General features: G+C 70.9%; 24 protein-coding genes. 2 read left to right on the forward strand and 22 right to left on the reverse strand.

Going from position 1 to position 20,778, the window contains the following annotated elements; translation table 11 throughout:
- Positions 1-30 precede the first annotated feature (30 nt).
- A complete protein-coding gene (nucS, locus tag AC4BG9_RS00135) occupies positions 31-723 on the forward strand; it encodes an endonuclease NucS (RefSeq protein WP_490569054.1) in 693 nt (230 codons plus the stop codon).
- 28 nt (positions 724-751) lie between these two features.
- Here nucS and AC4BG9_RS00140 read toward each other — a convergent pair whose 3' ends face one another.
- The 3 genes from AC4BG9_RS00140 to AC4BG9_RS00150 all read right to left on the reverse strand — a co-directional run bounded on the left by AC4BG9_RS00140 (position 752) and on the right by AC4BG9_RS00150 (position 3,516).
- Positions 752-976: a hypothetical protein gene (locus AC4BG9_RS00140; protein WP_490569055.1), complete on the reverse strand. Its 225-nt coding sequence runs from the start codon at positions 974-976 to the stop codon at positions 752-754.
- 82 nt (positions 977-1,058) lie between these two features.
- Positions 1,059-3,068 carry a protein meaA gene (locus AC4BG9_RS00145; RefSeq protein WP_490569056.1) on the reverse strand — a complete coding sequence of 670 codons (2,010 nt, stop codon included), beginning with the start codon at positions 3,066-3,068 and terminating at the stop codon, positions 1,059-1,061.
- A gap of 61 nt (positions 3,069-3,129) precedes the next feature.
- Positions 3,130-3,516, reverse strand: a complete 387-nt coding sequence (locus AC4BG9_RS00150) for an STAS domain-containing protein (protein WP_490569057.1) — start codon at positions 3,514-3,516, stop codon at positions 3,130-3,132.
- A gap of 221 nt (positions 3,517-3,737) precedes the next feature.
- Here AC4BG9_RS00150 and AC4BG9_RS00155 point away from each other — a divergent pair, with 221 nt between their 5' ends.
- Complete coding sequence (locus AC4BG9_RS00155) at positions 3,738-4,313, forward strand: cob(I)yrinic acid a,c-diamide adenosyltransferase (protein WP_490569058.1); 576 nt, start codon at positions 3,738-3,740, stop codon at positions 4,311-4,313.
- A gap of 55 nt (positions 4,314-4,368) precedes the next feature.
- On the opposite strand, the gene AC4BG9_RS00160 is transcribed toward AC4BG9_RS00155, so the two are convergent.
- The 19 genes from AC4BG9_RS00160 to thrB all read right to left on the reverse strand — a co-directional run bounded on the left by AC4BG9_RS00160 (position 4,369) and on the right by thrB (position 20,775).
- Positions 4,369-4,821, reverse strand: a complete 453-nt coding sequence (locus tag AC4BG9_RS00160; RefSeq protein WP_490569059.1) for a DUF2550 domain-containing protein — start codon at positions 4,819-4,821, stop codon at positions 4,369-4,371.
- A 93-nt stretch (positions 4,822-4,914) separates the two neighbouring features.
- Positions 4,915-5,313 carry a F0F1 ATP synthase subunit epsilon gene (locus tag AC4BG9_RS00165; protein ID WP_490569060.1) on the reverse strand — a complete coding sequence of 133 codons (399 nt, stop codon included), beginning with the start codon at positions 5,311-5,313 and terminating at the stop codon, positions 4,915-4,917.
- A complete protein-coding gene (gene atpD / locus AC4BG9_RS00170; RefSeq protein WP_490569061.1) occupies positions 5,313-6,770 on the reverse strand; it encodes a F0F1 ATP synthase subunit beta in 1,458 nt (485 codons plus the stop codon). The genes AC4BG9_RS00165 and atpD overlap by 1 nt, the downstream gene beginning before the upstream one ends.
- 17 nt (positions 6,771-6,787) lie before the next feature.
- A complete protein-coding gene (locus AC4BG9_RS00175) occupies positions 6,788-7,723 on the reverse strand; it encodes a F0F1 ATP synthase subunit gamma (protein WP_490569062.1) in 936 nt (311 codons plus the stop codon).
- Between the two features lie 3 nt (positions 7,724-7,726).
- The gene (gene atpA, locus AC4BG9_RS00180) at positions 7,727-9,367 is read right to left on the reverse strand and encodes a F0F1 ATP synthase subunit alpha (protein ID WP_490569063.1); all 1,641 of its coding nucleotides are present in this window, start codon (positions 9,365-9,367) and stop codon (positions 7,727-7,729) included.
- A 61-nt stretch (positions 9,368-9,428) separates the two neighbouring features.
- On the reverse strand, positions 9,429-10,238 hold the full coding sequence (locus AC4BG9_RS00185) for a F0F1 ATP synthase subunit delta (protein ID WP_490569064.1): 810 nt from the start codon (positions 10,236-10,238) through the stop codon (positions 9,429-9,431).
- Entirely contained in the window at positions 10,238-10,771 is a 534-nt protein-coding gene (locus AC4BG9_RS00190) for a F0F1 ATP synthase subunit B (protein WP_490569065.1), read from the reverse strand. Before AC4BG9_RS00190 ends, AC4BG9_RS00185 begins: the two co-directional genes overlap by 1 nt.
- A gap of 48 nt (positions 10,772-10,819) precedes the next feature.
- Positions 10,820-11,026 carry an ATP synthase F0 subunit C gene (locus AC4BG9_RS00195; RefSeq protein WP_309136429.1) on the reverse strand — a complete coding sequence of 69 codons (207 nt, stop codon included), beginning with the start codon at positions 11,024-11,026 and terminating at the stop codon, positions 10,820-10,822.
- A 91-nt stretch (positions 11,027-11,117) separates the two neighbouring features.
- Positions 11,118-11,954: a F0F1 ATP synthase subunit A gene (gene atpB, locus AC4BG9_RS00200; RefSeq protein ID WP_490569066.1), complete on the reverse strand. Its 837-nt coding sequence runs from the start codon at positions 11,952-11,954 to the stop codon at positions 11,118-11,120.
- A 31-nt stretch (positions 11,955-11,985) separates the two neighbouring features.
- The gene (locus AC4BG9_RS00205; RefSeq protein ID WP_490569067.1) at positions 11,986-12,237 is read right to left on the reverse strand and encodes an AtpZ/AtpI family protein; all 252 of its coding nucleotides are present in this window, start codon (positions 12,235-12,237) and stop codon (positions 11,986-11,988) included.
- Positions 12,238-12,267: 30 nt separating this feature from the next.
- Entirely contained in the window at positions 12,268-12,738 is a 471-nt protein-coding gene (locus AC4BG9_RS00210; protein WP_490569068.1) for a hypothetical protein, read from the reverse strand.
- Between the two features lie 97 nt (positions 12,739-12,835).
- Positions 12,836-13,981, reverse strand: coding sequence for an MraY family glycosyltransferase (locus tag AC4BG9_RS00215; protein WP_490569069.1), 1,146 nt, complete (start codon positions 13,979-13,981; stop codon positions 12,836-12,838).
- A complete protein-coding gene (locus tag AC4BG9_RS00220) occupies positions 13,981-14,685 on the reverse strand; it encodes an L-threonylcarbamoyladenylate synthase (RefSeq protein ID WP_490569070.1) in 705 nt (234 codons plus the stop codon). The genes AC4BG9_RS00215 and AC4BG9_RS00220 overlap by 1 nt, the downstream gene beginning before the upstream one ends.
- Positions 14,686-14,690: 5 nt before the next feature.
- Complete coding sequence (gene prmC / locus AC4BG9_RS00225) at positions 14,691-15,557, reverse strand: peptide chain release factor N(5)-glutamine methyltransferase (protein WP_490569071.1); 867 nt, start codon at positions 15,555-15,557, stop codon at positions 14,691-14,693.
- Positions 15,554-16,627 carry a peptide chain release factor 1 gene (gene prfA, locus AC4BG9_RS00230; RefSeq protein WP_490569072.1) on the reverse strand — a complete coding sequence of 358 codons (1,074 nt, stop codon included), beginning with the start codon at positions 16,625-16,627 and terminating at the stop codon, positions 15,554-15,556. Before prfA ends, prmC begins: the two co-directional genes overlap by 4 nt.
- Positions 16,628-16,710: 83 nt before the next feature.
- Positions 16,711-16,926, reverse strand: a complete 216-nt coding sequence (rpmE, locus tag AC4BG9_RS00235; protein ID WP_490569073.1) for a 50S ribosomal protein L31 — start codon at positions 16,924-16,926, stop codon at positions 16,711-16,713.
- Between the two features lie 144 nt (positions 16,927-17,070).
- Positions 17,071-17,442, reverse strand: a complete 372-nt coding sequence (locus tag AC4BG9_RS00240) for a response regulator transcription factor (RefSeq protein WP_490569074.1) — start codon at positions 17,440-17,442, stop codon at positions 17,071-17,073.
- A gap of 127 nt (positions 17,443-17,569) precedes the next feature.
- On the reverse strand, positions 17,570-19,687 hold the full coding sequence (gene rho / locus AC4BG9_RS00245) for a transcription termination factor Rho (RefSeq protein ID WP_490569075.1): 2,118 nt from the start codon (positions 19,685-19,687) through the stop codon (positions 17,570-17,572).
- Positions 19,688-19,869: 182 nt separating this feature from the next.
- Positions 19,870-20,775: a homoserine kinase gene (gene thrB / locus AC4BG9_RS00250; protein ID WP_490569076.1), complete on the reverse strand. Its 906-nt coding sequence runs from the start codon at positions 20,773-20,775 to the stop codon at positions 19,870-19,872.
- Between the last annotated feature and the right edge of the window lie 3 nt (positions 20,776-20,778).

A 20,778-nucleotide genomic window follows, 5' to 3' on the forward strand; every position in this document is an offset into this window, starting at 1 on the left:
GCCGCGCACGGGCGGGTAGATTGCTCGTCCGTGAGACTCGTCGTTGCCACCTGCCAGGTCGACTACGCCGGACGGCTGACCGCCCACCTGCCGATGGCCACCCGCGTCCTGATGCTCAAGTCGGACGGGTCGGTGCTCGTGCACAGCGACGGGGGCTCCTACAAGCCGCTGAACTGGATGTCGCCTCCCTGCACGGTGCGCGAGGGCACCACGGAGGTGGACGGGGCCGACCTCGCGGAGTGGACGGTCACCGGCAAGAACGGCGACACCCTGCGCATCCTCATCGAGGAGGTCCACCACGACTCCCGGCACGAGCTCGGGATCGACCCCGGCCTGCGCAAGGACGGGGTGGAGAAGCACCTCCAGGAGCTGCTGGCCGAGCACCCCGCCACCCTCGCCGAGGGCCTCACCCTGGTCCGCCGGGAGTTCCCGACCGCCATCGGCCCGGTCGACCTGATGTGCCGCGACGCCGACGGCCTCAGCGTCGCGGTGGAGATCAAGCGGCGCGGCGACATCGACGGGGTGGAGCAGCTCACCCGTTACCTGGAGCTGCTCAACCGCGACCCCCTGCTCAGCGCCAAGGGGCGGGTCCGCGGCATCTTCGCGGCGCAGGAGATCAAGCCCCAGGCCCGGGTGCTGGCCGGCGACCGCGGGATCGCCTGCGCGGTCGTCGACTACGACGCCCTGCGCGGGATGGACGACTCCGAGCACCGCCTCTTCTGACGGGACCGGGAAGCCCGGCCCGGGCGGCCTAGGCGGCCTTGGACTTCTTGCCGCCCTTGCCGGACTTGACCTTGGCCGGCACGTCCCCGACCTTCACCAGCCTCCGCTTGTGGACGGTGTAGCCGTCGGGAAGCGTCCCTTCCTTGAGCATGCGCAGGGGGCATCGACCGCAGCGGTCCTTGGACTCGCAGCACTTCTTCTTGGGCAGGCGAGCCACGGACTCGTCGGCCCGCTTCCCCTTGCTCTTCCCCATGTCCAGCACCGTAGCAGAAAATGAGGGTTGCCTAACCTCACCTGCGCGACCCGTCTCGGGTCGCGCAGGTGAGGCCGGCGCGTCAGTCCAGGTCGTTGGCCCGGCGGATGACGTCGACCAGGCCGTCCATGATCTCGGTGAGGCCGAAGTCCTTGGGCGTGTAGACGGCCGCCACCCCCTGGGCCCGCAGGGCCTTGGCGTCGGAGTCGGGGATGATCCCCCCGACGATCACCGGGAGGTCCTCCAGCCCGGCCTCGCGCAGACCCGCGAGGACCGCCGGCACCAGCTCCATGTGGGAGCCGGAGAGGATCGAGAGGCCGACGCAGTGCACGTCCTCGGCCACGGCCGCAGCGACGATCTGCTCCGGGGTGAGTCGGATCCCCTGGTAGATCACCTCGAACCCGGCGTCGCGGGCCCGGACGGCGACCTGCTCGGCGCCGTTGCTGTGCCCGTCGAGCCCCGGCTTGCCGACCAGCAGGCGCAGGCGCCCACCGAGCGCCTCGCCGGTGGCCCGGACCCGGTCGCGGACGGCGCTCAGCTCGCTGCCCGTCTCGGCGACCCCCACGGCCCCCTGGACCCCGGTGGGTGCGCGGAACTCGCCGAAGACCTCGCGCAGCGTCCCGGCCCACTCGCCCGTGGTGGCACCCGCGCGGGCGGCGGCCAGCGTGGCCTCCATCAGGTTCTTGTCGGTCTTGGCGTCGGCGGCCAGCCGCTCCAGGGCCGCGGCCACCTCGGCCTCGTCGCGCTGGGCCTTCCAGGCACGCACGCTCTCCCTGGCCGCCTCCTCGGCCGCGGGGTCGGCGGTCTGGATCGCCCCGTCGAGGTCCGCGGTCAGCGGCGACGGCTCGGTCGTCTCGAACCTGTTGACGCCGACGATGACCTCCTCGCCGGCCTCGATGCGCGCCCGGCGGGCCGCGTGGGCCGAGACCAGCTCCGACTTCATGTAGCCGGACTCCACCGCGGCGATGGCGCCGCCCATGGCCTGGACACGGTCCATCTCGGCGCGCGCGCCGGCGACCAGGTCGGCGACCTTGGCCTCGATGACGCGGCTGCCCTCGAAGATGTCCTCGTACTCCAGCAGGTCGGACTCGAAGGCGAGGACCTGCTGCAGGCGCAGCGACCACTGCTGGTCCCACGGCCTCGGCAGTCCGAGTGCCTCGTTCCAGGCGGGCAGCTGCACGGCCCGGGCCCGGGCGTTCTTGGACAGCGTGACGCCGAGCATCTCCAGCACGATGCGCTGCACGTTGTTCTCCGGCTGCGCCTCGGTCAGGCCGAGGGAGTTGACCTGGACGCCGTAGCGGAAGCGCCGCATCTTCGGGTCCTGGACGCCGTAGCGCTCCTTGGTGATCTCGTCCCACAGCTGCACGAAGGCGCGCATCTTGCAGGTCTCCTCGACGAAGCGGACGCCCGCGTTGACGAAGAAGGAGATCCGACCCACGACCTTCTCGAAGTCCTCCTCGGAGACCTGGCCGGCGGCCTGGACCGAGTCGAGGACGGCGATCGCGGTGCACAGGGCGTAGGCCAGCTCCTGCGCCGGGGTGGCCCCGGCCTCCTGCAGGTGGTAGCTGCAGATGTTGATCGGGTTCCACTTGGGGATGGTGTTGACCGTGTAGGCGATCATGTCGGCGGTGAGCCTCATGGAGTGCTCGGGGCCGAAGACGTAGGTCCCCCGGGAGAGGTACTCCTTGATGATGTCGTTCTGCGTGGTGCCGGCCAGCTGGGCAGCCACCTCGGTCGGCTCCAGGCCGGGGTTCTGCTCCTCCGCGACGACCTGGTACATCGCCAGCAGCCACATCGCGGTGGCGTTGATCGTCATCGAGGTGTTCATCTCGGTGAGCGGGATGTCCTCGAACAGGCGCCGCATCTCGCCCAGGTGGGGCACCGGCACCCCGACCTTGCCGACCTCTCCCCTGCTGAGCGGGGAGTCGGGGTCGTAGCCGGTCTGGGTCGGCAGGTCGAAGGCGACCGACAGACCGGTCTGTCCCTTGGCGAGGTTGTTGCGGTAGAGCGCGTTGGACGCGGCGGCGGTCGAGTGGCCGGCGTAGGTGCGCATCACCCAGGGACGATCCTTGGCATGCAGGGGCTCAGTCATAGCCCTGATGCTAAGGCCCGCGCCGCGGGGCGGCGCGAGGTCTCGCTGTGGGAAACAGCACTCAGGCCGTGGCGGGGCGGCGCTCCACCTCGAGCACCCGGACCAGGCCCGAGAGATGCAGCATCCGGCGCACCGCGGGACCACAACCACGCAGGGTGAGGTGGTGCCCCTCCCGCAGGGCCTGCCGGGTCGCCACCGCGAGCAGTCGCAGCGCCGTGACGTCGACGGCACTCACGTCGGTCAGGTCGACCACCACGTCGGCCTCACGGTGACGCTCGAGGTGGGCGTAGACCGCGTTGCGCACCTCCAGGGTGCTGCGCACGTCGAAGTCCCCCCGGAGGAGAAGTATCGGTCCGTCGGCGACGATCTCCATGCCTGCCCCGCCCTTTCCGGCACCCGCCCGCCGGTCGTTGGAGACGTCCCCCGACGCCTCCACCTGGTCCGGCACCCCACCCCGATGTGGGGTGCGCTCGACCTCTAGACGTGTTATCTACCTCACATGGTTGGGCGACAGCCACATCATTACCTGGGCGTGGCGACCGACTGTCCGCTAAGCGGACAGCGTCCCGTCGACCCTTCGGTAATGTGACAGAAGAGGTAAAAGGGGCGGCTGAGGTCGCGAACGGCGCGCCGGCCTGCCGTCCCGCTCGCCGGGCTAGGCTCCCGGGCATGGTCAACCTCACCCGCATCTACACCCGCACCGGCGACGCCGGCACCACCCGCCTCGGCGACATGAGCGAGACGTCGAAGACCGATCTCCGGCTCGCCGCCTACGCCGACGTCGACGAGGCCAACGCGGCCATCGGCGTGGCCCTTGCCACCGGCGGGCTGAGCGAGGAGGTGAGCCGGGTCCTGACCCGGATCCAGAACGACCTCTTCGACGTGGGCGCCGACTTCTGCACCCCGGTGGTCCCCGACCCCCAGTACCCGCCGCTGCGCATCGAGCAGGACTACGTCGACCGGCTCGAGGGCTGGTGCGACGAGTTCAACGAGACCCTGCCCAACCTGCGCTCCTTCATCCTCAACGGCGGCACCCCCGGCGCCGCCCACCTCCACGTCGCCCGCACCGTGGTGCGCCGGGCGGAGCGCTCCGCCTGGGCGGCCTGGGCCGAGCACGAGGAGACGATGAACGTGCTGGCCATCAAGTACCTCAACCGGCTCTCCGACCTGCTCTTCATCCTGGCGCGGCACGCCAACGCCGCGCAGGGCGACGTGCTGTGGGTGCCGGGCGGCGAACGGGACTGAGCGCCCCGGGAGGCTCGACGGCCGCGCCCGGTCGGCGCGGTCGTCGGCGTCCGGGTCAGCGGATCGGGCGCAGGTCCCAGTTGGTTCCGGGCGGTCCGGCCTCGAGCCAGGCCTGGAGACCGGTGAGCGAGGAGCGGCTCATGGCCAGCTCCACCGTCCCCTCCGGGGTGTCGCAGGAGACCACCACGTGGTCGGCGTAGAGGGAGAGCTGCTCCGGCCCCTCTGCGGCGCGCTGGCCGGCGTAGGCCATCTTCTCGCGCTCCCAGACGTGGGCGGGACGGGGTGAGAGGGAGAAGATCCGGAACCACTCCAGGGAGTCCCCGGTGTACCTGCCCAGGCCCAGCACCCAGCCCCTACCGGGGCGGTCGGTGTGGGCGCGATGGCTCAGCTCGAACGTCCCGCCGTGACGCGACAACGCCCGGCGCCGAACGATCAGCGCAACGCCGTAGCAGAGCACCAGGATCAGGAGCACGCCGACTACGTCGAGCGCCACGAGCCAGGTCGGCATCCCACCTCCTCACGGAATCGGCCCCCGGAAATGCAGCAGGGTGAGCCCACGGCCACCCGTGTGCTCACCCTACTGGTGTGGTTCTGCGCGTCGTCAGGAAGCCCGCTCGACCGCGCGGATCCGCGCCTCGGCGCGGCGCAGGGCCTCGGCGGCCTCCGCGTCGTCCTCGCCGGCCTGCCTGGCCCGGTCGTACTCCGCCCGGGCCTTCTCGAGGTCGATCTCGTGCGACATCTCCGCACGCTCCGAGAGGATCGAGACCCGGTTGTCGGCGACCGAGAGGAACCCGGCGTCCACCGCGGCCACCCAGGTCTCACCCTCCGCGGTCTGCACGTCCACGACCCCCTCGATGATCACCGAGAGCATGGGAGCGTGCCGGGGCAGGATGCCCACGTCACCCTCCGTGGTGCGCGCGATGACCATCTTCGCCTGCCCCGACCACACGAGGCGGTCGGCGGCGACGAGCTCCACCTGGAGCAAAGAGTCGGACGCCATCACAGGGACTTCTGGATCTCGGCCCACTTGGCCTCGACGTCGTCGAGACCGCCGCACATGAAGAACGCCTGCTCGGCCACGTGGTCGTACTCACCGTCGGCGATCTTGTTGAACGCCTCGATGGTGTCCTTGACCGGGACGGTCGACCCCTCGATGCCGGTGAACTGCTTGGCCACGTAGGTGTTCTGCGACAGGAACCGCTGGATGCGACGGGCCCGGGAGACGATGACCTTGTCCTCCTCGGAGAGCTCGTCGACACCGAGGATCGCGATGATGTCCTGGAGCTCCTTGTTGCGCTGCAGGATCTGCTTGATCCGGACGGCGCAGTCGTAGTGCTCCTTGCCGATGTACTGTGGGTCGAGGATCCGCGAGGTCGACGTCAGCGGGTCCACCGCCGGGTAGATGCCCAGCGACGCGATCTCGCGGGACAGCTCGGTGGTGGCGTCCAGGTGGGCGAAGGTGGTCGCCGGGGCCGGGTCGGTGTAGTCGTCGGCCGGCACGTAGATCGCCTGCATCGAGGTGATCGAGTGACCACGCGTCGAGGTGATCCGCTCCTGGAGCTGACCCATCTCGTCGGCCAGGTTGGGCTGGTAGCCCACGGCCGACGGCATCCGGCCCAGCAGGGTGGAGACCTCCGAGCCGGCCTGGGTGAACCGGAAGATGTTGTCGATGAAGAGCAGCACGTCCTGCTGCTGCACGTCGCGGAAGTACTCCGCCATCGTCAGCGCGGCCAGCGCGACCCGCAGGCGGGTGCCCGGCGGCTCGTCCATCTGGCCGAAGACGAGGGCGGTCTGGCCGATGACGCCGGCCTCCTCCATCTCGACGATGAGGTCGTTGCCCTCACGGGTGCGCTCGCCGACACCGGCGAACACCGACACACCACCGTGGTCCTTGGCGACACGGGCGATCATCTCCTGGATGAGCACCGTCTTGCCGACGCCGGCACCACCGAACAGGCCGATCTTGCCGCCCAGCACGTAGGGGGTGAGCAGGTCGATGACCTTGATGCCCGTCTCGAACATCTGGGTCTTGGACTCCAGCTGGTCGAAGGCCGGGGCCTTGCGGTGGATCCCCCAGCGCTCCTTGACCTCCAGGGTCTCCCCCTCGGCGAGGTTGAGGCAGTCACCGGTGGTGTTGAACACCTTGCCGAGGGTCACGTCGCCCACGGGCACCGTGATCGGGCCGCCGGTGTCGCGCACCTGGGAGCCGCGGACCAGGCCGTCGGTGGGCTTCATCGAGATGGCGCGCACCATGCCGTGGCCGATGTGCATCGCGACCTCGAGGGTGATGGTCTGGGTCTCGCCGGCGAGGGTCAGATCGACCTTGAGGGCGTTGTAGACCGCCGGCATCGCGTCGGTGGGGAACTCGATGTCGACGACCGGGCCGATGACGCGCGTGATCCGTCCGACACCGCCGGCGGCGCCGGAAGACCGGGTCTCTTCAACAGTGGCAGTCATGTCTCTCTTCTCCGCATTCACTCTTGGCCGGCGTTAGCGTCGGCAAGGGCGTTGACGCCACCGACGATCTCGCTGATTTCCTGGGTAATGCCAGCCTGGCGGGCCTGGTTGGCGATTCGCTTGTACTTCTTGATGAGCTCGTCGGCGTTGTCGGTGGCCGACTTCATCGCCTTCTGTCGGGCAGCCAGCTCGGAGGCGGCGGCCTGCAGCAGGGCGAAGAAGATCCGGCTCTGGACGTAGCGCGGCAGGAGGGCGTCGAGGACCTCCTGCGCGGACGGCTCGAACTCGTAGAGCGGCAGGAGCTCACCCGTCTCCGGGGCCTCGGTGCCCTCGACGACCTCCAGCGGCAGCAGGCGCACGGCCTGCGGCTCCTGGGTGAGCATCGAGCGGAACCGCGTGAAGACCACGTGGACCTCGTCGACCCCGGCGGGGGTGTTCTGGCCACCCTCCTTGTCCTCGTCGTCGTTGAGGAAGGCGGAGATCAGGGTCGCGCCGATGTCGGCGGCCACGTCGTAGGTCGGCTGGTCGGAGAACCCGGTCCACGCCTGCACGACCTTGCGCTGGCGGAACCTGTAGTAGCCCTCGGCCTTGCGTCCGGTGACGTAGAGGTCGACCTCCTTGCCCTCCTCGCGCAGCTTCTCGACGAGGCGCTCGGCCTCGCGCAGCACGTTGGAGGCGTAGGCCCCGGCCAGGCCGCGGTCGCTGGTCACGACCAGGACCGCGGCACGGGCCGCGTTCGCCGGCTCGGTGGTCAGCGGGTGGTCGACGTTGGAGAACGTCGCCACCGCCGACACCGCCCGGGTCAGCTCGCGGGCGTACGGCGCTGCCGCCTGGGCCCGCTGCTGCGCCTTGATGATCCGCGACGCGGCAATGAGCTCCATGGCACGCGTGATCTTCTTCATCGACTCCGTCGACTTGATCCGCGCGCGGTACTCACGTACCGAGAGAGCCATGCCTCAGCCCCGCTTCTGCTTGACGATCTGCTCCTGCTCGACGTCCTCGTCCTCGAGAGCGACGTGCTGCTCCTTGCCCGCCTTGATCGACTGGCCGTCCGAGGTCTCGAACTGGTCGAGGAAGGAGTCGTAGGCGTCCGACAGCTGCGACTCGGTCGAGTCCTCGAACTTCTGGGTCTCCCGGATGCCGGCGAGGATGCCCTCGTGCGAGCGGCGCAGGTAGTCGAGGAACTCGGTCTCGAAGCGGAGCACGTCCTCGGTGGGCACCTTGTCCAGGCGGCCCGAGGTACCGATCCACAGGGAGACGGTCATTTCCTCCAGCGGGTACGGCGAGTACTGGGGCTGCTTGAGCAGGGCCATCAGGCGCTGCCCGCGGTCCAGCTGCTGACGCGAGGCGGCGTCGAGGTCGGAGGCGAACATCGCGAAGGCCTCCATCGCGCGGAACTGCGCGAGGTCGACCTTGAGCGAGCCGGTGACGGCCTTCATCGCCTTGGTCATCGCTGAGCCGCCGACGCGCGACACCGAGACACCCACGTCGATGGCGGGGCGCTGGTTGGCGGCGAAGAGGTCCGACTGCAAGAAGATCTGGCCGTCGGTGATCGAGATGACGTTGGTCGGGATGAACGCCGAGACGTCGTTGGCCTTCGTCTCGATGATCGGCAGGCCGGTCATCGAGCCCTTGCCCATCTCGTCGGAGAGCTTGGCGCAGCGCTCGAGCAGCCGGCTGTGCAGGTAGAACACGTCGCCCGGGTAGGCCTCACGGCCCGGCGGACGGCGCAGCAGCAGCGACACGGCGCGGTAGGCCTCGGCCTGCTTGGTCAGGTCGTCGAAGACGATCAGGACGTGCTTGCCGTCGTACATCCAGTGCTGGCCGATGGCCGAGCCGGTGTACGGGGCGAGGTACTTGAAGCCCGCGCTGTCGGAGGCCGGGGAGGCCACGATGGTGGTGTACTCGAGCGCACCGGCCTCCTCGAGGGCGCCGCGCACGGAGGCGATGGTCGAGCCCTTCTGACCGATCGCGACGTAGATGCAGCGCACCTGCTTGTCCGGGTCGCCGGACTCCCAGTTCTGCTTCTGGTTGATGATCGTGTCGATCGCGATCGTCGTCTTGCCGGTCGCCCGGTCGCCGATGATCAGCTGACGCTGGCCGCGGCCGATCGGGGTCATCGCGTCGATGGCCTTGATGCCGGTCGCGAGCGGCTCGTGGACCGACTTGCGCTGCATCACGTCGGGCGCCTGGAGCTCGAGCGCACGACGCTCGTGCGACTCGATCTCGCCGAGGCCGTCGATCGGCTTGCCGAGCGGGTCGACGACGCGGCCGAGGTAGCCCTCGCCGACGGGGACCGAGAGGATCTCACCGGTGCGGCGGACCTGCTGGCCCTCCTCGATCTTGTCGTAGTCACCCAGGACCACGACACCGATCTCGCGGGTGTCGAGGTTGAGCGCGATGCCCAGCGTCCCGTCCTCGAACTCGAGCAGCTCGTTGGCCATGACGGAGGGCAGGCCGCTCACGCGGGCGATACCGTCCGCGGCCTCGGCCACGCTGCCGACCTCTTCGCGGCTGGCTGTCTCGGGCGTGTAGTCCGACACGAAGCGCTGCAGAGCGTCCCGGATCTCGTCCGGACGGATCGAAAGCTCCGTCATTTCCTCATCCTTACTTTCGTGTGCTCGAAGTTCTTGAGTGGGTGGACCCTGGTGGTCCGGCTCAGCCGGCAAGCGCGCGACGGGCGTCGTCGAGCTTGCTGGCCACCGTGCCGTCGATGACGTCGTCACCGATCTCGACACGGATCCCGCCGATGACCTCGGGGTCGACGACGACGTTCAGTTGGATCTCACGGTCGTACTGGCGGCGAAGCGCGGCCGCCAGCCTGTCCTCGTCGGCCTGGGAGAGCGGCTTGGCCACCCGCACCGTCGCGACCCGCTGGTTGTGGATCGAGGCCGCGAGGTGGCGGTAGGCCTCCAGGGCCATCGCCACGGTGCGGTGGGTGCCGGCCAGGGCCTGGTCCACCAGGCTGAGCGTCGCCCGGAGCGCCTTGCCACTCAGCAGGCCGCGCAGCAGCTCGCGCTTGTCCGAGATCGACCGGGCGGGGTCGGCCAGGGCGCTGCGCAGGTCGGGGTTGACGTTGAGCACCTCGCCGAAGGCGAAGAGCTCGTCGGCCAGCCGGGCGGAGTCCGACCCGGCCGACTTCACCGTGGAGGTGACTCCGAGCTCCTCCAGCACCAGGGCCAGGTCGCGGGGCTGGGTCCAACGCTGCGACACAGCCTGCTCCACGACGCTGAGGGCGCCGGCGGAGATCTTGTTCCCGAAGAGCTGCCGCACGAGGCCGGCCTTCGCCGCGGAGTCGACCGAGACGTCGGTCGTGACGCGGCGCAGGCCGGGCTCGCTCCGCAGCACCTCGGCCACCGAGAACAGGTCGTGACCGACCTCGGCAGCGTCGGCCCCACCGGCCAGGGCGGCGTCGGCCACCCGGGACAGTGCGGCGTACGCCTCGGCGGAAGCACCACGGAAGGACATCAGTTGGCGCCTTCCAGCTCGGCGAGGAAACGGTCGACGACACGCTGCTGGCGCGCCTCGTCGTCCAGGCTCTCACCGACGATCCGACCGGCGAGCCCCGTTGCCAGGACCCCGACCTCAGCCCGCAGCGAGGTGACCGCCTGCTGGCGCTCGGCCTCGATCTGGGTCTTGCCGTGCTCGACGATGCGGGTGGCCTCGGCCTGGGCCTGGTCCCGCATCTCCGCGACGATGGCAGCACCCTGCTCACGCGCCTCCTCACGGATGCGCGCGGCCTCGTGCCGGGCGTCGGCCAGCTGCTTCTCCAGCTCGGCGAGCTTGGCGTCGGCCTCGGCCTGCTTGTTCTCCGCCGCGGCGAGGCCGCCCTCGATGGCGGCGGTGCGCTCGGCGTACGCCTCCTCGAAGGCCGGCATGACGAACTTCTTCACGAGCACCACGAGGGCGATGAAGAAGACGGCCGCGAGGACGATCTCGATCGGGTGCGGGATGAGGGGGTTGAGCTCCCCACCCGCCGCCCGGATGACCTCAGTCTGCATGGGCAGGTCCTTTAGTTCGGATCAGGTCGGATGTCGGCCAGGCCTACGTCAGCTGAGGACGAAGGCGAGGGCGATACCGATGATGGCGAGCGCCTCGGCCAGGGCGAATCCCAGGATGGCGATCGGCTGGAGACGACCCTGCGCCTCGGGCTGGCGGGCCACACCGTTGATGTACGCGGCGAAGATCAGGCCGACGGCGAGGCCGGGGCCGATCGTCGCGACGCCGTAACCGAGCATGTTGAGAGAGCCACCCACGGCTTCTTCCTTTCGTAGTTCCCAGTGTTGGGAGTGTGTTGGTGTTCGGTTGGTTCTGCCAGGTCGGACAGCGCCCGACCGAGTCTGGGGATCAGTGCTCGTCGGCGAGGGCGCCGGCGATGTACATCGACGTCAGCAGGACGAAGACGTAGGCCTGGAGGAACATGACCAGCATCTCGAGGACGCAGATGACCATGAACATCACGAAGGAGAGGGCGCCCGCGGCGATGTAGACGCCACCCATCTCGGCGATGAGGTACTCGCCGCCGAGGGCGAAGAGGAGGAGCAGGATGTGGCCGGCGAACATGTTGGCGAACAGACGCAGGGCCAGCGTCACCGGGCGCACGAGGATGTTGGAGAAGAACTCCAGCGGGATCAGGAGCAGCAGGACCGGGCCCTTCATGCCGCTCGGGACCGTCTGCAGCTTCAGGTAGCTGCCGAAGCCGTGCTTCTTGATGCCCACGTAGTTGTAGACGACCCAGGCGATGATCGCCAGGGTGTAGGCGATGCCGGCGCGCGACATGGTCGGGAACTGGATCAGCGGGAAGAGCCCGAAGTAGTTGTTGACCAGGATGAAGAAGAACATCGAGACCAGCAGCGGCACGAACCGCATGAAGTCGTGGCTGCCGATGTTGTCGCGGGCCAGGCTGTTGCGGACCAGGCCGTAGCCGAGCTCCCCGACGTACTGGAGCTTGCCGGGCACCACGGCGCGCTTGCGCGAGGCGTAGTAGAAGAACGCGAAGACCACGATGACCGACAGCGCCAGCTGGAGCATCGGCTTCGTGACACCCAGGTACATGGTCTCGCCCAGGAACTCGAACGTCGGTGCGTTCTCCTGGTTGTAGCCCACCGGGGGGAGGTTGAAGTCGCCCGGACCCGGGGGGACGAACCCCTCGGTCCGCATCGCGCTCATCGCGATTGCACTCACGCTGTCTCCTGTGTCTGCCGCACTGCTGATTTCAGTTCGAGTTGTCGTCGCGAGCCGGTGGTGCTGCGAATGTCTTCCAGGTCATGTAGAGACCCAGGGCCGCGCCCAGCACGATGCCGAGGCCCACCATGAAGCTGGTGCCCCACCACTGGTCGAGGCCCCACCCGACGAGTCCGTAGACCAGCACGCCGGTGAGCACGTAGCTGAACGCTCGCCAGGGATCCTGGCTGGGCTGTCCATCCGAGTCTTCGGCGTGACCCTGGGGAGTGTTCTGTCGAGCCATCGCGATCCGGACAATAGCAGCCGTCGAGGGTCATCTCGCACCCGCCTCCGTGCGCTCGGACGTGCGCGTCTCGGGCAGGTCGTAGATCAGCACGCGGGAGCGCGCACTGATCCAGATCTGGGCGCACACCCAGGTGAGCGTCACCACGACCACCCCGGCGACCAGCCACTCGGGGTGCAGGGTGTCCCCCAGCGCGCCGGAGCGGTGGAAGGAGAGCAGGACGGCCCCCAGCACGGTGATCTGGAGCCCGTAGGTCAGCAGGGCCACCAGCAGGGAGGCGCTGGGCATCAGGTGAGCGACCACGTGGACCACGAAGGAGCCCGTCACCAGCACGGTCAGCACGGCGCCCGCCCCGGCCGCTGCTCCCAGGGCGCCGCTGCGGCCCCCGAGCAGCGCCGCCAGGGCGACGACCGCGAGACCGAGGCCGACGGCGACGAGAGCCGCCGCGAGCAGGACTGCGAGACCGGGGTCCCGGTGGTCCTGCTTCGTCTCGGTCGACATGTCGGCGGCCGTTCCTGTGGAGGGCGAGGGCATGCCCGCCAGGTGCCGCGGGCGCTCGTGAAAACTATCACAAGCCTCGGGCGGCTCCGAATCGGGCTCAGGACTCCTCGGACGGCGTCGCCGCCGGCTGGCTGGGGGCGTGCACGTTGGGGAGCAGGAAGGTCACCCCGAGGGTGAGGAGCGTGGCGACCACCAGCCCGACCACCACCGTGGGCCCGGTGTAGAGGCTGGTGACCACTCCCCCGAAGCCGATGAGAGCCGCCCAGGTCCACATGATGAAGACCGCGCGCCGCTGCGAGTGCCCGATCTCGAGGAGCCGGTGGTGCAGGTGCTGCTTGTCCGGGGCGAACGGCGAGCGGCCGGCGCGGGTGCGGCGCACCACGGCGAGCACCAGGTCGGCCATCGGCACCAGCAGCAGGGAGACCGGCAGCAGCAACGGGAGCATCACCACCCATCCCGCCGTGCTCCCCTCCCGGCCGAAGGAGATCTCCGAGCCCACGAACTGGCCGGTGAGGGTGAGCGCACTGGCCGAGAGCACCAGCCCGAGAAGCATCGAGCCGGAGTCGCCCATGAAGAGCCTGGCCGGATGGAAGTTGTGCGGCAGGAAGCCGAGGCAGGCCCCGGCCAGCGCCGCGCTGAGCAGGGCGCCGGTGGTGGCCAGGGTGACCCCGTTGAGGTCGGAGAGCTGGTAGCAGAAGAGGAAGAAGGCGCAGGCGCCGATCCCGACCACGCCCGAGGCCAGGCCGTCCAGCCCGTCGACGAAGTTGACGGCGTTGACCGTCGAGACCACCACCACGACGGTCAGCAGGGCTCCCTGGGTGGGGTCGAGAGCGAGCTGCCCTCCCCCGCTGTCGGGGAAGAAGTAGAACTTGACCTCGAAGAACACCAGCAGCCCCGCGGCCAGCACCTGGCCTCCGAGCTTGGTGAGCGCGTCGATGTCGAAGATGTCGTCGAGCACCCCCACCGCGCAGATCAGGGCGCCGGCGCCCAGCACCACAGCCACGTCGCGGAAGACGAACGGGTCGCTGCGCGAGAGGAACGGCAGCTCGCGCGCGACGACGAAGGCCGCGACCAGCCCGCCGAGCATCGCCAGGCCGCCCAGGTAGGGGATCGGCTCGTCGTGCACGTCGCGGTCGCGGACCGCCGCGACCGCGCCGGTGCGCAGCGCGATCTCGCGGGCGATGACCGTGAGCAGGTAGGTGCTGGCGGCGGCGACCAGGAAGACGAGGAGGTACTCGCGCATCAGTCCCCGCTCGGCCGGGTCTCGGCGCCGGTGTCCGTGGAGGCGTCGGTGCCGGGCTCCCCCGCCAGCGCCATGCCCAGGGGGGCCAGCACCGCGTCGAGCGCCTCGGCGTCCAGCGCCCCCCAACGCAGGACGACCGGGCGGGTGCCGGTGATGTCGAGGATGGTCGACGGCTCCCCGCCGGCCGAGGGTCCGCCGTCGACGAAGACCTCGACCCTGGCCCCCAGCATCCTCTCGGCCTCCTCGGCGTCGCGCGCGGGAGGGCGACCGGTCAGGTTGGCCGAGCTCACCGCCAGCGGCCCGGTGCGCTCGAGGACCGCCAGGGCCACGGCGTCGTCGGGCATCCGGACGGCGACGGTGCCGCGGGTCTCCCCCAGGTCCCACTGCAGCGAGGGCTGCTGGTGGCAGACCAGCGTCAACGCACCCGGCCAGAACGCCTCGACCAGGACGTGGGCGTAGTCGGGCACCCGGGTGGCCAGCGCCTCAAGCGTGGCCGGACTGCTCACCAGCACCGGTGGCGGCTTCTCACGGCCGCGGCCCTTCGCCTCGAGCAGCGCCCGGACGGCGCCGGCGTCGAAGGCGTCCGCGCCGATGCCGTAGACGGTGTCGGTCGGGATGACCACCAGCTCCCCGCGGCGCACCGCGAGGCTGGCGGCCTCGATGGCCTCGTCGCGCTCGGCTTCGGTGGAGGTCGGGAGTCGCATGGAGATCATCGTGCCAGTCGCGCCGTCACGTAGCGCGGGCGACCGGCCAGGTCCGGGTGGTCGCGCACCTCGGTCCACCGGTCGGCGGCCACGAAGACCTCCGGGGCGCTCTCCCCCTGCGCGTCGGCGTGCTCGGCGCCCAGCACGCCGCCGGGCCTGAGCAGCACCGCGGCCCGGCGCTCCAGCACCCGCATGGCGTCCAGGCCGTCGTCGCCGGAGAAGAGAGCGGCGTGGGGGTCGTGGTCGCGGGCCTCGACCGCGACGGACTCCCAGGCCTCCAGGGGGATGTACGGCGGGTTGCACACCACCACGTCGACGGCGCCGAGGAGGTCCTCGAACGCCTCGGCCATGTCGCCCTGTCGCAGGTCGACGCCGGTGCCCTCGAGGTTGCGGGCGGCCCACGCGTGCGCGGCCGGCTCGAGCTCGACCGCGTGCACCGCCGCTCCGGGCACCTCGTCGGCGATGGCGCGGGCGATCGCTCCCGAGCCGGTGCACAGGTCGACCACCACGGCGCCGCGCCCGGTCTCGTGCTGCACCTCCCGGGCGGCCTCCACCGCCCATCCGGCCAGCAGCTCGGTCTCCGGCCGGGGGACGAAGACGCCCGGCCCCACGGCGAGCTCCACGTAGCGGAAGCCGGCCGAGCCGGTCAGGTGCTGCAGCGGCTCGCGGGCCGCCCGCCGGGCCACGAGCTCCTCGAGCCGGGCCAGGGCGTCCGGCGGCACGTCGCCGACCAGCGGGAGCTGTCCGAGGGGGACGCCGAGGACGTGCGCGAGCAGCTCCTCGGCGTCGCGCTCGGGGCTGCTCGCCCCCGCGTGCCGGAGCCGCTCGGCGGCCTCCCGACGGGCGGACCTGGCCGGGACCGGGGCGCTCACGACTCGAGGGCGTCCAGCCGCGCGGCCAGGTCGGCGTCCAGGCAGCTGGCCAGCACCGGGCCCAGGTCGCCGTCGAGGACCTGGTCGAGGTTGTGGACCTTGTAGCCGGTGCGGTGGTCGCTGATCCGGTTCTCCGGGTAGTTGTAGGTCCGGATCCGCTCGGAGCGGTCGACCGTGCGCACCTGGCTGCGACGGGTCTCGCTGGCCTCGGCGGCGGCCTCCTCCTGGGCCGCGGCGAGCAGCCGGGCACGCAGGATCCGCATCGCCTGCTCCTTGTTCTGCAGCTGGGACTTCTCGTTCTGGCAGCTGACCACGATCCCGGTGGGCACGTGGGTGATGCGCACCGCGGAGTCGGTGGTGTTGACGCTCTGGCCGCCGGGACCCGAGCTGCGGAAGACGTCGATGCGCAGGTCGTTGTCGTCGACCACCACGTCGACCTGCTCGGCCTCGGGCATCACCAGCACGCCGGCCGCCGAGGTGTGGACGCGCCCCTGGGACTCCGTCACCGGCACCCGCTGGACCCGGTGCACCCCGGCCTCGAACTTCAGCATCCCGAAAGGGGCCTCCCCCGGCTCCGGCGTGCCCTTGGCCTTCACCGCGACCGTCACCGACTTGTAGCCGCCCAGGTCCGACTCGTTGGCGTCGAGCACCTCGGTGCGCCAGCCGCGCTGCTCGGCGAACCGGGTGTACATGCGCAGCAGGTCGGCGGCGAAGAGCGCGGACTCCTCCCCGCCCTCGCCCGACTTGACCTCGAGGATCGCGTCCTTGGCGTCCGAGGGGTCGCGCGGGACCAGCAGGCGGCGCAGCCGCTCCTCCGCGGCGGTCCTCCGCTCCGCGATCGCCTCGGCCTCCGCGGCGAACTCCGGGTCCTGGGCGAGGAGCTCGCCGGCCGCCTCGGCGTCCTCCCCGAGCTGCTTCCACTCCCGCCAGACCGCGATCACCGCGGAGAGCTCGGCGTAGCGCTGGTTGAGCGTCTTGGCCAGCCGCTGGTCGGCGTGGGTCTCCGGAGCACCCAACCGGGTCTCCAGCTCTTCATGCTCCCGGACCAGACCTTCCACGGCCTCGAACAAGGCTCCTCCTCCACTCGCGACGGACGACGAAATCGCGAACGCCGGTCACCACACTCTGGTGGGGACCGGCGTCCGTGGAGCAGCTACTTCTTGGCAGCCTTGGCGTAGCGGGCCTCGAAGCGGGCGACGCGGCCGCCGGTGTCGAGGATCTTCTGCTTGCCGGTGTAGAACGGGTGGCACTGCGAGCAGACGTCGGCACGGATCTTGCCCGACGTGGCAGTGCTGCGGGTGGTGAACGCCGCGCCGCAGGTGCAGGTGACCTCGGTCTCGACGTACTCCGGGTGGATGTCCTTCTGCATGTCATCTTCCTCTCGAGGTCGCCGGGTCGTGCCGCCTGGTGCGAGCACGTGAACCGGAACCGACGCACAAGTGTGCCACCCGCGACAACGCAGGCGTGAATCAGGGCATTCCCGCCGCTGCGGACCGGTCCGGTCCGGGCGCGGTCAGCGGGCGCGGGTCAGCAGCGCCTGCACGCGGGAGGCGAGCTCGCGCGGGCTGAACGGCTTGGTGATGTAGTCGTCGGCACCGGAGTCGAATCCGGTCTCCACGTCGGACTCCTGCGCCCGGGCGGTCAGCAGGATCACCGGTAGGTCGGCCAGGGCGGGGTCGTTGCGGATCACCCGGACGGCGTCGAGCCCGGACATGCCGGGCATCATGACGTCGAGGACGGCCAGGTCCGGGCGCAGCCGCTGCACCTCGTCGACCGCCGAGGCGCCGTCGGCCACGGCGACCACGTCGTGGCCCAGGGTGGAGAGCTTGAACTCCACCAGCTCTCGGATGTCGACGTCATCGTCCGCGACAAGAATGCGTGCCATGGTGTTGGTGATCCTCCTGCTGGGTGTGCCCCACAGCGTAGGTGCTCGGCCGCTCAGCCGGGCGGAAACGGCCACGTGTGACCTACGACGCTCAACCTTCCTCAAAAAGAGGTAGTGACTGGGCCCCTCAGGAGCCGCCACCCGCACCGAGCTCGGCCCCGGCCTTCTGCACCCAGGTCAGCAGCTCGATGTTGCTCTGCGACTTCGCCAGGCGCTCCGCGAGCAGCTCGGCGCCCTGCTGGGCGCCCATCTCGGCCAGGGCACGTCGCAGCTTCCAGACGATGGCGAGCTCCTCGGCGCCCATCAGCTGCTCCTCCTGCCGGGTCCCGGACCGGACCGGGTCGATCGCCGGGAAGGCCCGCCGCTCGGCCAGCTCGCGGCTCAGCCGCAGCGTCATGTTGCTAGTGCCCTGGAACTCCTCGAAGATCTCCTCGTCGGTCCGCGAGCCGTTCTCCACCACCGCGGTGGCCAGGATCGTCAGCGAGCCCCCGTCCTCGATGTTGCGGGCGGCACCGAAGAACCGCTTGGCCGGGTGGAGCGCGGCCGCGTCCACCCCGCCGGGCAGGGTCCGGCCACCGGCCGGCGCCGTCGCGTTGTAGGCACGACCGAGCCGGGTCAGCGAGTCGAGCAGGACGATCACGTCGTGCCCGAGCTCGACGAGCCGCTTCGCGCGCTCGATCGCCAGCTCGGCCAGGATGGTGTGGTCGGTCGCGGGGTGGTCGAAGGTGGAGGCGATCACCTCGCCCTTGACCTCGCGCCGGAAGTCGGTGACCTCCTCCGGGCGCTCGTCGACCAGCACGACCATCAGGTGGCACTCGGGGTTGTTGGCGCTGATCGAGCCCGCGATCGCCCGCAGCACCCGGGTCCGGCCCGCCTCGGGCGGGGCGACGATCAGGCCGCGCTGCCCCTTCCCGATCGGCGCCGCGAGATCGATCGTGCGGCCCACCAGGTTGTCGGGGCCGGTCTCGAGCCGGAGCCGGTCGGCGGGGTGCACGGGCGTCAGCGCGTCGAACTCGGGGCGCTCCCGCGACGCCTCCGGGTCGGTCCCGTTGACGGAGTCGACGCGGACCATCGGGTTGAACTTCTCCCGGCGCTCGCCCTCGCGCGGCTGCCGGACCTGGCCGACGATGGCGTCGCCCCGTCGCAGGCCGTACTTGCGCACCATCGAGAGCGACAGGTAGACGTCGTCGGTGCCGGGCAGGTAGCCGCTGGTCCGCACGAAGGCGTAGTTCTCCAGGACGTCGAGGATGCCCGCGGCCGGGACCAGGACGTCGTCCTCCAGGATCGTGGTGTCCGGCTCGTTGCGGCTCCCCCGCGCCACCGGCTGGCGCTCCCGGCCGCGGCGTCGGCGGTTGCGCCGGCCACCGGGCTCGTCGTCGCCGAGGTCGCGCTCCTCGCGCGACTCCGCCTCGTCGTGGTCGTGGCGGGGGCGCCGCTCCTGCTTGGCCTGCTGGCCGCCCGAGCGGTCGCGGCCGTCCTGCTTCTCGCCGCCGGCCTTACGCCCGTCCTGCTTGCCGTCCTGCTTGCCGTCCTGCTTGCCGTCCTGCTTGCCGTCCTGCTTGCTGCGGCCCTGCTGACCGTCCTGCTTGGCGCCGTCCTGCTTGCCGCCGTCCTGCTTGGCGTCCTGCTGGCCGTCCTGCTTGGCGCCGTCCTGCTTGCCGCCGTCCTGCTTGGCGTCCTGCTTGGCGTCCTGCTTGGCGTCCTGCTTGGCGTCCTGCTGGCCGTCCTGCTTGCCGCGGCCCTGCTGGCCCTCCTTGCCGCCCTGGGCGGAGCGGTCCGCCGTGGCACGCTCCGGCTGCTCGCCGGCCGGCTGACGGCTGCGGGTGCGCTCGCGGCGCGTCACGGTGATCGTGGGCTCGCCGCCCGAGGACTGCGTGGCGTCGTCCGCCTGAGCCTCCCGACCGGCGCGGGTGGGCTCCGCGCGGGTGGGCTCCTCACGGGTGGGCTCCTCACGGGGCGGCTCGACCCGGGCCTTCGCCCCGCGGGTGGACTCCTCACGGGCCGGCACGTCGCCGGCCGGCTGGGTTCGTGACCCCGCCTGCTTCGCGGCGCCGTCGCCCTGACGGCCCTTGATCGCCTCGATCAGCTGGGCCTTGCGCATGCCGCCGGCCCCGGCGACACCGAGCTGCTGAGCCATCGCCTTGAGGTCTGCCAGCAGCATGGCGTTGAGCCCGCCGGCGCGCTTGCGAGGGGCGTCGTTGGCGGGCTGGGTCGCCGGGCTGGTCGGGTCCGGGGTTTCGCTCACGTGAGGTCCTGCCGTCTCAGTGCCGCGCGGCCAACACCGCCGGCTTGGGGGGCTCCTCACCCGTGCTGGACGTGGACCCAAAGGTTCACGGCGAGCCAGGTGGAGGAGAACTGCACCGGGGCGATGGACCACCACGATCGGTGCGTACGCCGAGTGGCGCAGGCCTCACGTTAGCACCGGACTCAGTCCGCGAGCACGAGGGCGCCGTCGGAGGAGATCTCCAGGTGGTGCGCCGCCCACCCCGCCGGCGCCCGGCCGAGGAGGTCGGGCACCGAGGCGCGGTCGGTCAACGCCAGGACCGTCGGCCCGGCACCCGAGACGACCGCCGGCACCCCGGTCTCGCGCAGGCTGCGCACCAGCGCCAGCGTCCCCGGCATCGCGGGCTCGCGATGGTCCTGGTGCAGGCGGTCCTGGGTGGCCACCAGCAGGCTCTCGGGGCGGCCCGAGAGCGCGGCCACCAGGAGCGCGGCCCGGCCGGCGTTCTCGGCGGCGTCGGCGTGGCTGACCGTGGCCGGGAGAAGGCCCCGGGCCTCCGACGTGGAGACAGGCTGCGGGGGGACGAAGGCGACCGTGGTGAGCCGCGGGTCGACGGCCGCCCGGACGGAGAACCACGCGTCGCGGTCGCGTCCGGAGATGGTGAACCCGCCGTACAGTGCCGGCGCCACGTTGTCGGGGTGTCCCTCGATGTCGGCGGCGAGGGAGAAGAGCGTCTCGTCGTCGAGGAGCAGCGCACCGCCTGCGACCAGCGCCCGGGCCAGCACCAGCCCGGCGACGATCGCGGCGGAGGAGGAGCCGAGGCCCCGGGCGTGCGGGATCACGTTGCGGCAGCACAGTTCCAGCCCCGGCGGCGCGGCCTCCATGGCGGCGAAGCCCACCCGCATCGCCCGGACCACGAGGTGGCTCTCGTCGCGCGGCACCCCGGCGCTGCCCTCCCCCTCGACCTCGACCCGCAGGCCCTCGTCGACCACCCGGGCGGTCAGCTCGTCACGCAGCGACAGGGCGAGCCCGAGGGTGTCGAAGCCCGGGCCGAGGTTGGCCGAGGTCGCGGGCACCGTGACCCGCACGGGCCCCGGGACGAAGGTCGCCACCGC

The sequence above is a fragment of the Nocardioides sp. Z40_12 genome (assembly GCF_058215795.1).

Bases quoted from the DNA above. Each gene is read 5' to 3' on its own strand.
- AC4BG9_RS00140 (WP_490569055.1), bottom strand. From the start codon at position 976: ATGGGGAAGAGCAAGGGGAAGCGGGCCGACGAGTCCGTGGCTCGCCTG.
- AC4BG9_RS00145 (WP_490569056.1), bottom strand. From the start codon at position 3,068: ATGACTGAGCCCCTGCATGCCAAGGATCGTCCCTGGGTGATGCGCACC.
- AC4BG9_RS00155 (WP_490569058.1), top strand. From the start codon at position 3,738: ATGGTCAACCTCACCCGCATCTACACCCGCACCGGCGACGCCGGCACC.
- AC4BG9_RS00160 (WP_490569059.1), bottom strand. From the start codon at position 4,821: ATGCCGACCTGGCTCGTGGCGCTCGACGTAGTCGGCGTGCTCCTGATC.
- AC4BG9_RS00165 (WP_490569060.1), bottom strand. From the start codon at position 5,313: ATGGCGTCCGACTCTTTGCTCCAGGTGGAGCTCGTCGCCGCCGACCGC.
- atpD (WP_490569061.1), bottom strand. From the start codon at position 6,770: ATGACTGCCACTGTTGAAGAGACCCGGTCTTCCGGCGCCGCCGGCGGT.
- AC4BG9_RS00175 (WP_490569062.1), bottom strand. From the start codon at position 7,723: ATGGCTCTCTCGGTACGTGAGTACCGCGCGCGGATCAAGTCGACGGAG.
- atpA (WP_490569063.1), bottom strand. From the start codon at position 9,367: ATGACGGAGCTTTCGATCCGTCCGGACGAGATCCGGGACGCTCTGCAG.
- AC4BG9_RS00185 (WP_490569064.1), bottom strand. From the start codon at position 10,238: ATGTCCTTCCGTGGTGCTTCCGCCGAGGCGTACGCCGCACTGTCCCGG.
- AC4BG9_RS00190 (WP_490569065.1), bottom strand. From the start codon at position 10,771: ATGCAGACTGAGGTCATCCGGGCGGCGGGTGGGGAGCTCAACCCCCTC.
- AC4BG9_RS00205 (WP_490569067.1), bottom strand. From the start codon at position 12,237: ATGGCTCGACAGAACACTCCCCAGGGTCACGCCGAAGACTCGGATGGA.
- AC4BG9_RS00210 (WP_490569068.1), bottom strand. From the start codon at position 12,738: ATGTCGACCGAGACGAAGCAGGACCACCGGGACCCCGGTCTCGCAGTC.
- AC4BG9_RS00215 (WP_490569069.1), bottom strand. From the start codon at position 13,981: ATGCGCGAGTACCTCCTCGTCTTCCTGGTCGCCGCCGCCAGCACCTAC.
- AC4BG9_RS00220 (WP_490569070.1), bottom strand. From the start codon at position 14,685: ATGCGACTCCCGACCTCCACCGAAGCCGAGCGCGACGAGGCCATCGAG.
- rpmE (WP_490569073.1), bottom strand. From the start codon at position 16,926: ATGCAGAAGGACATCCACCCGGAGTACGTCGAGACCGAGGTCACCTGC.
- AC4BG9_RS00240 (WP_490569074.1), bottom strand. From the start codon at position 17,442: ATGGCACGCATTCTTGTCGCGGACGATGACGTCGACATCCGAGAGCTG.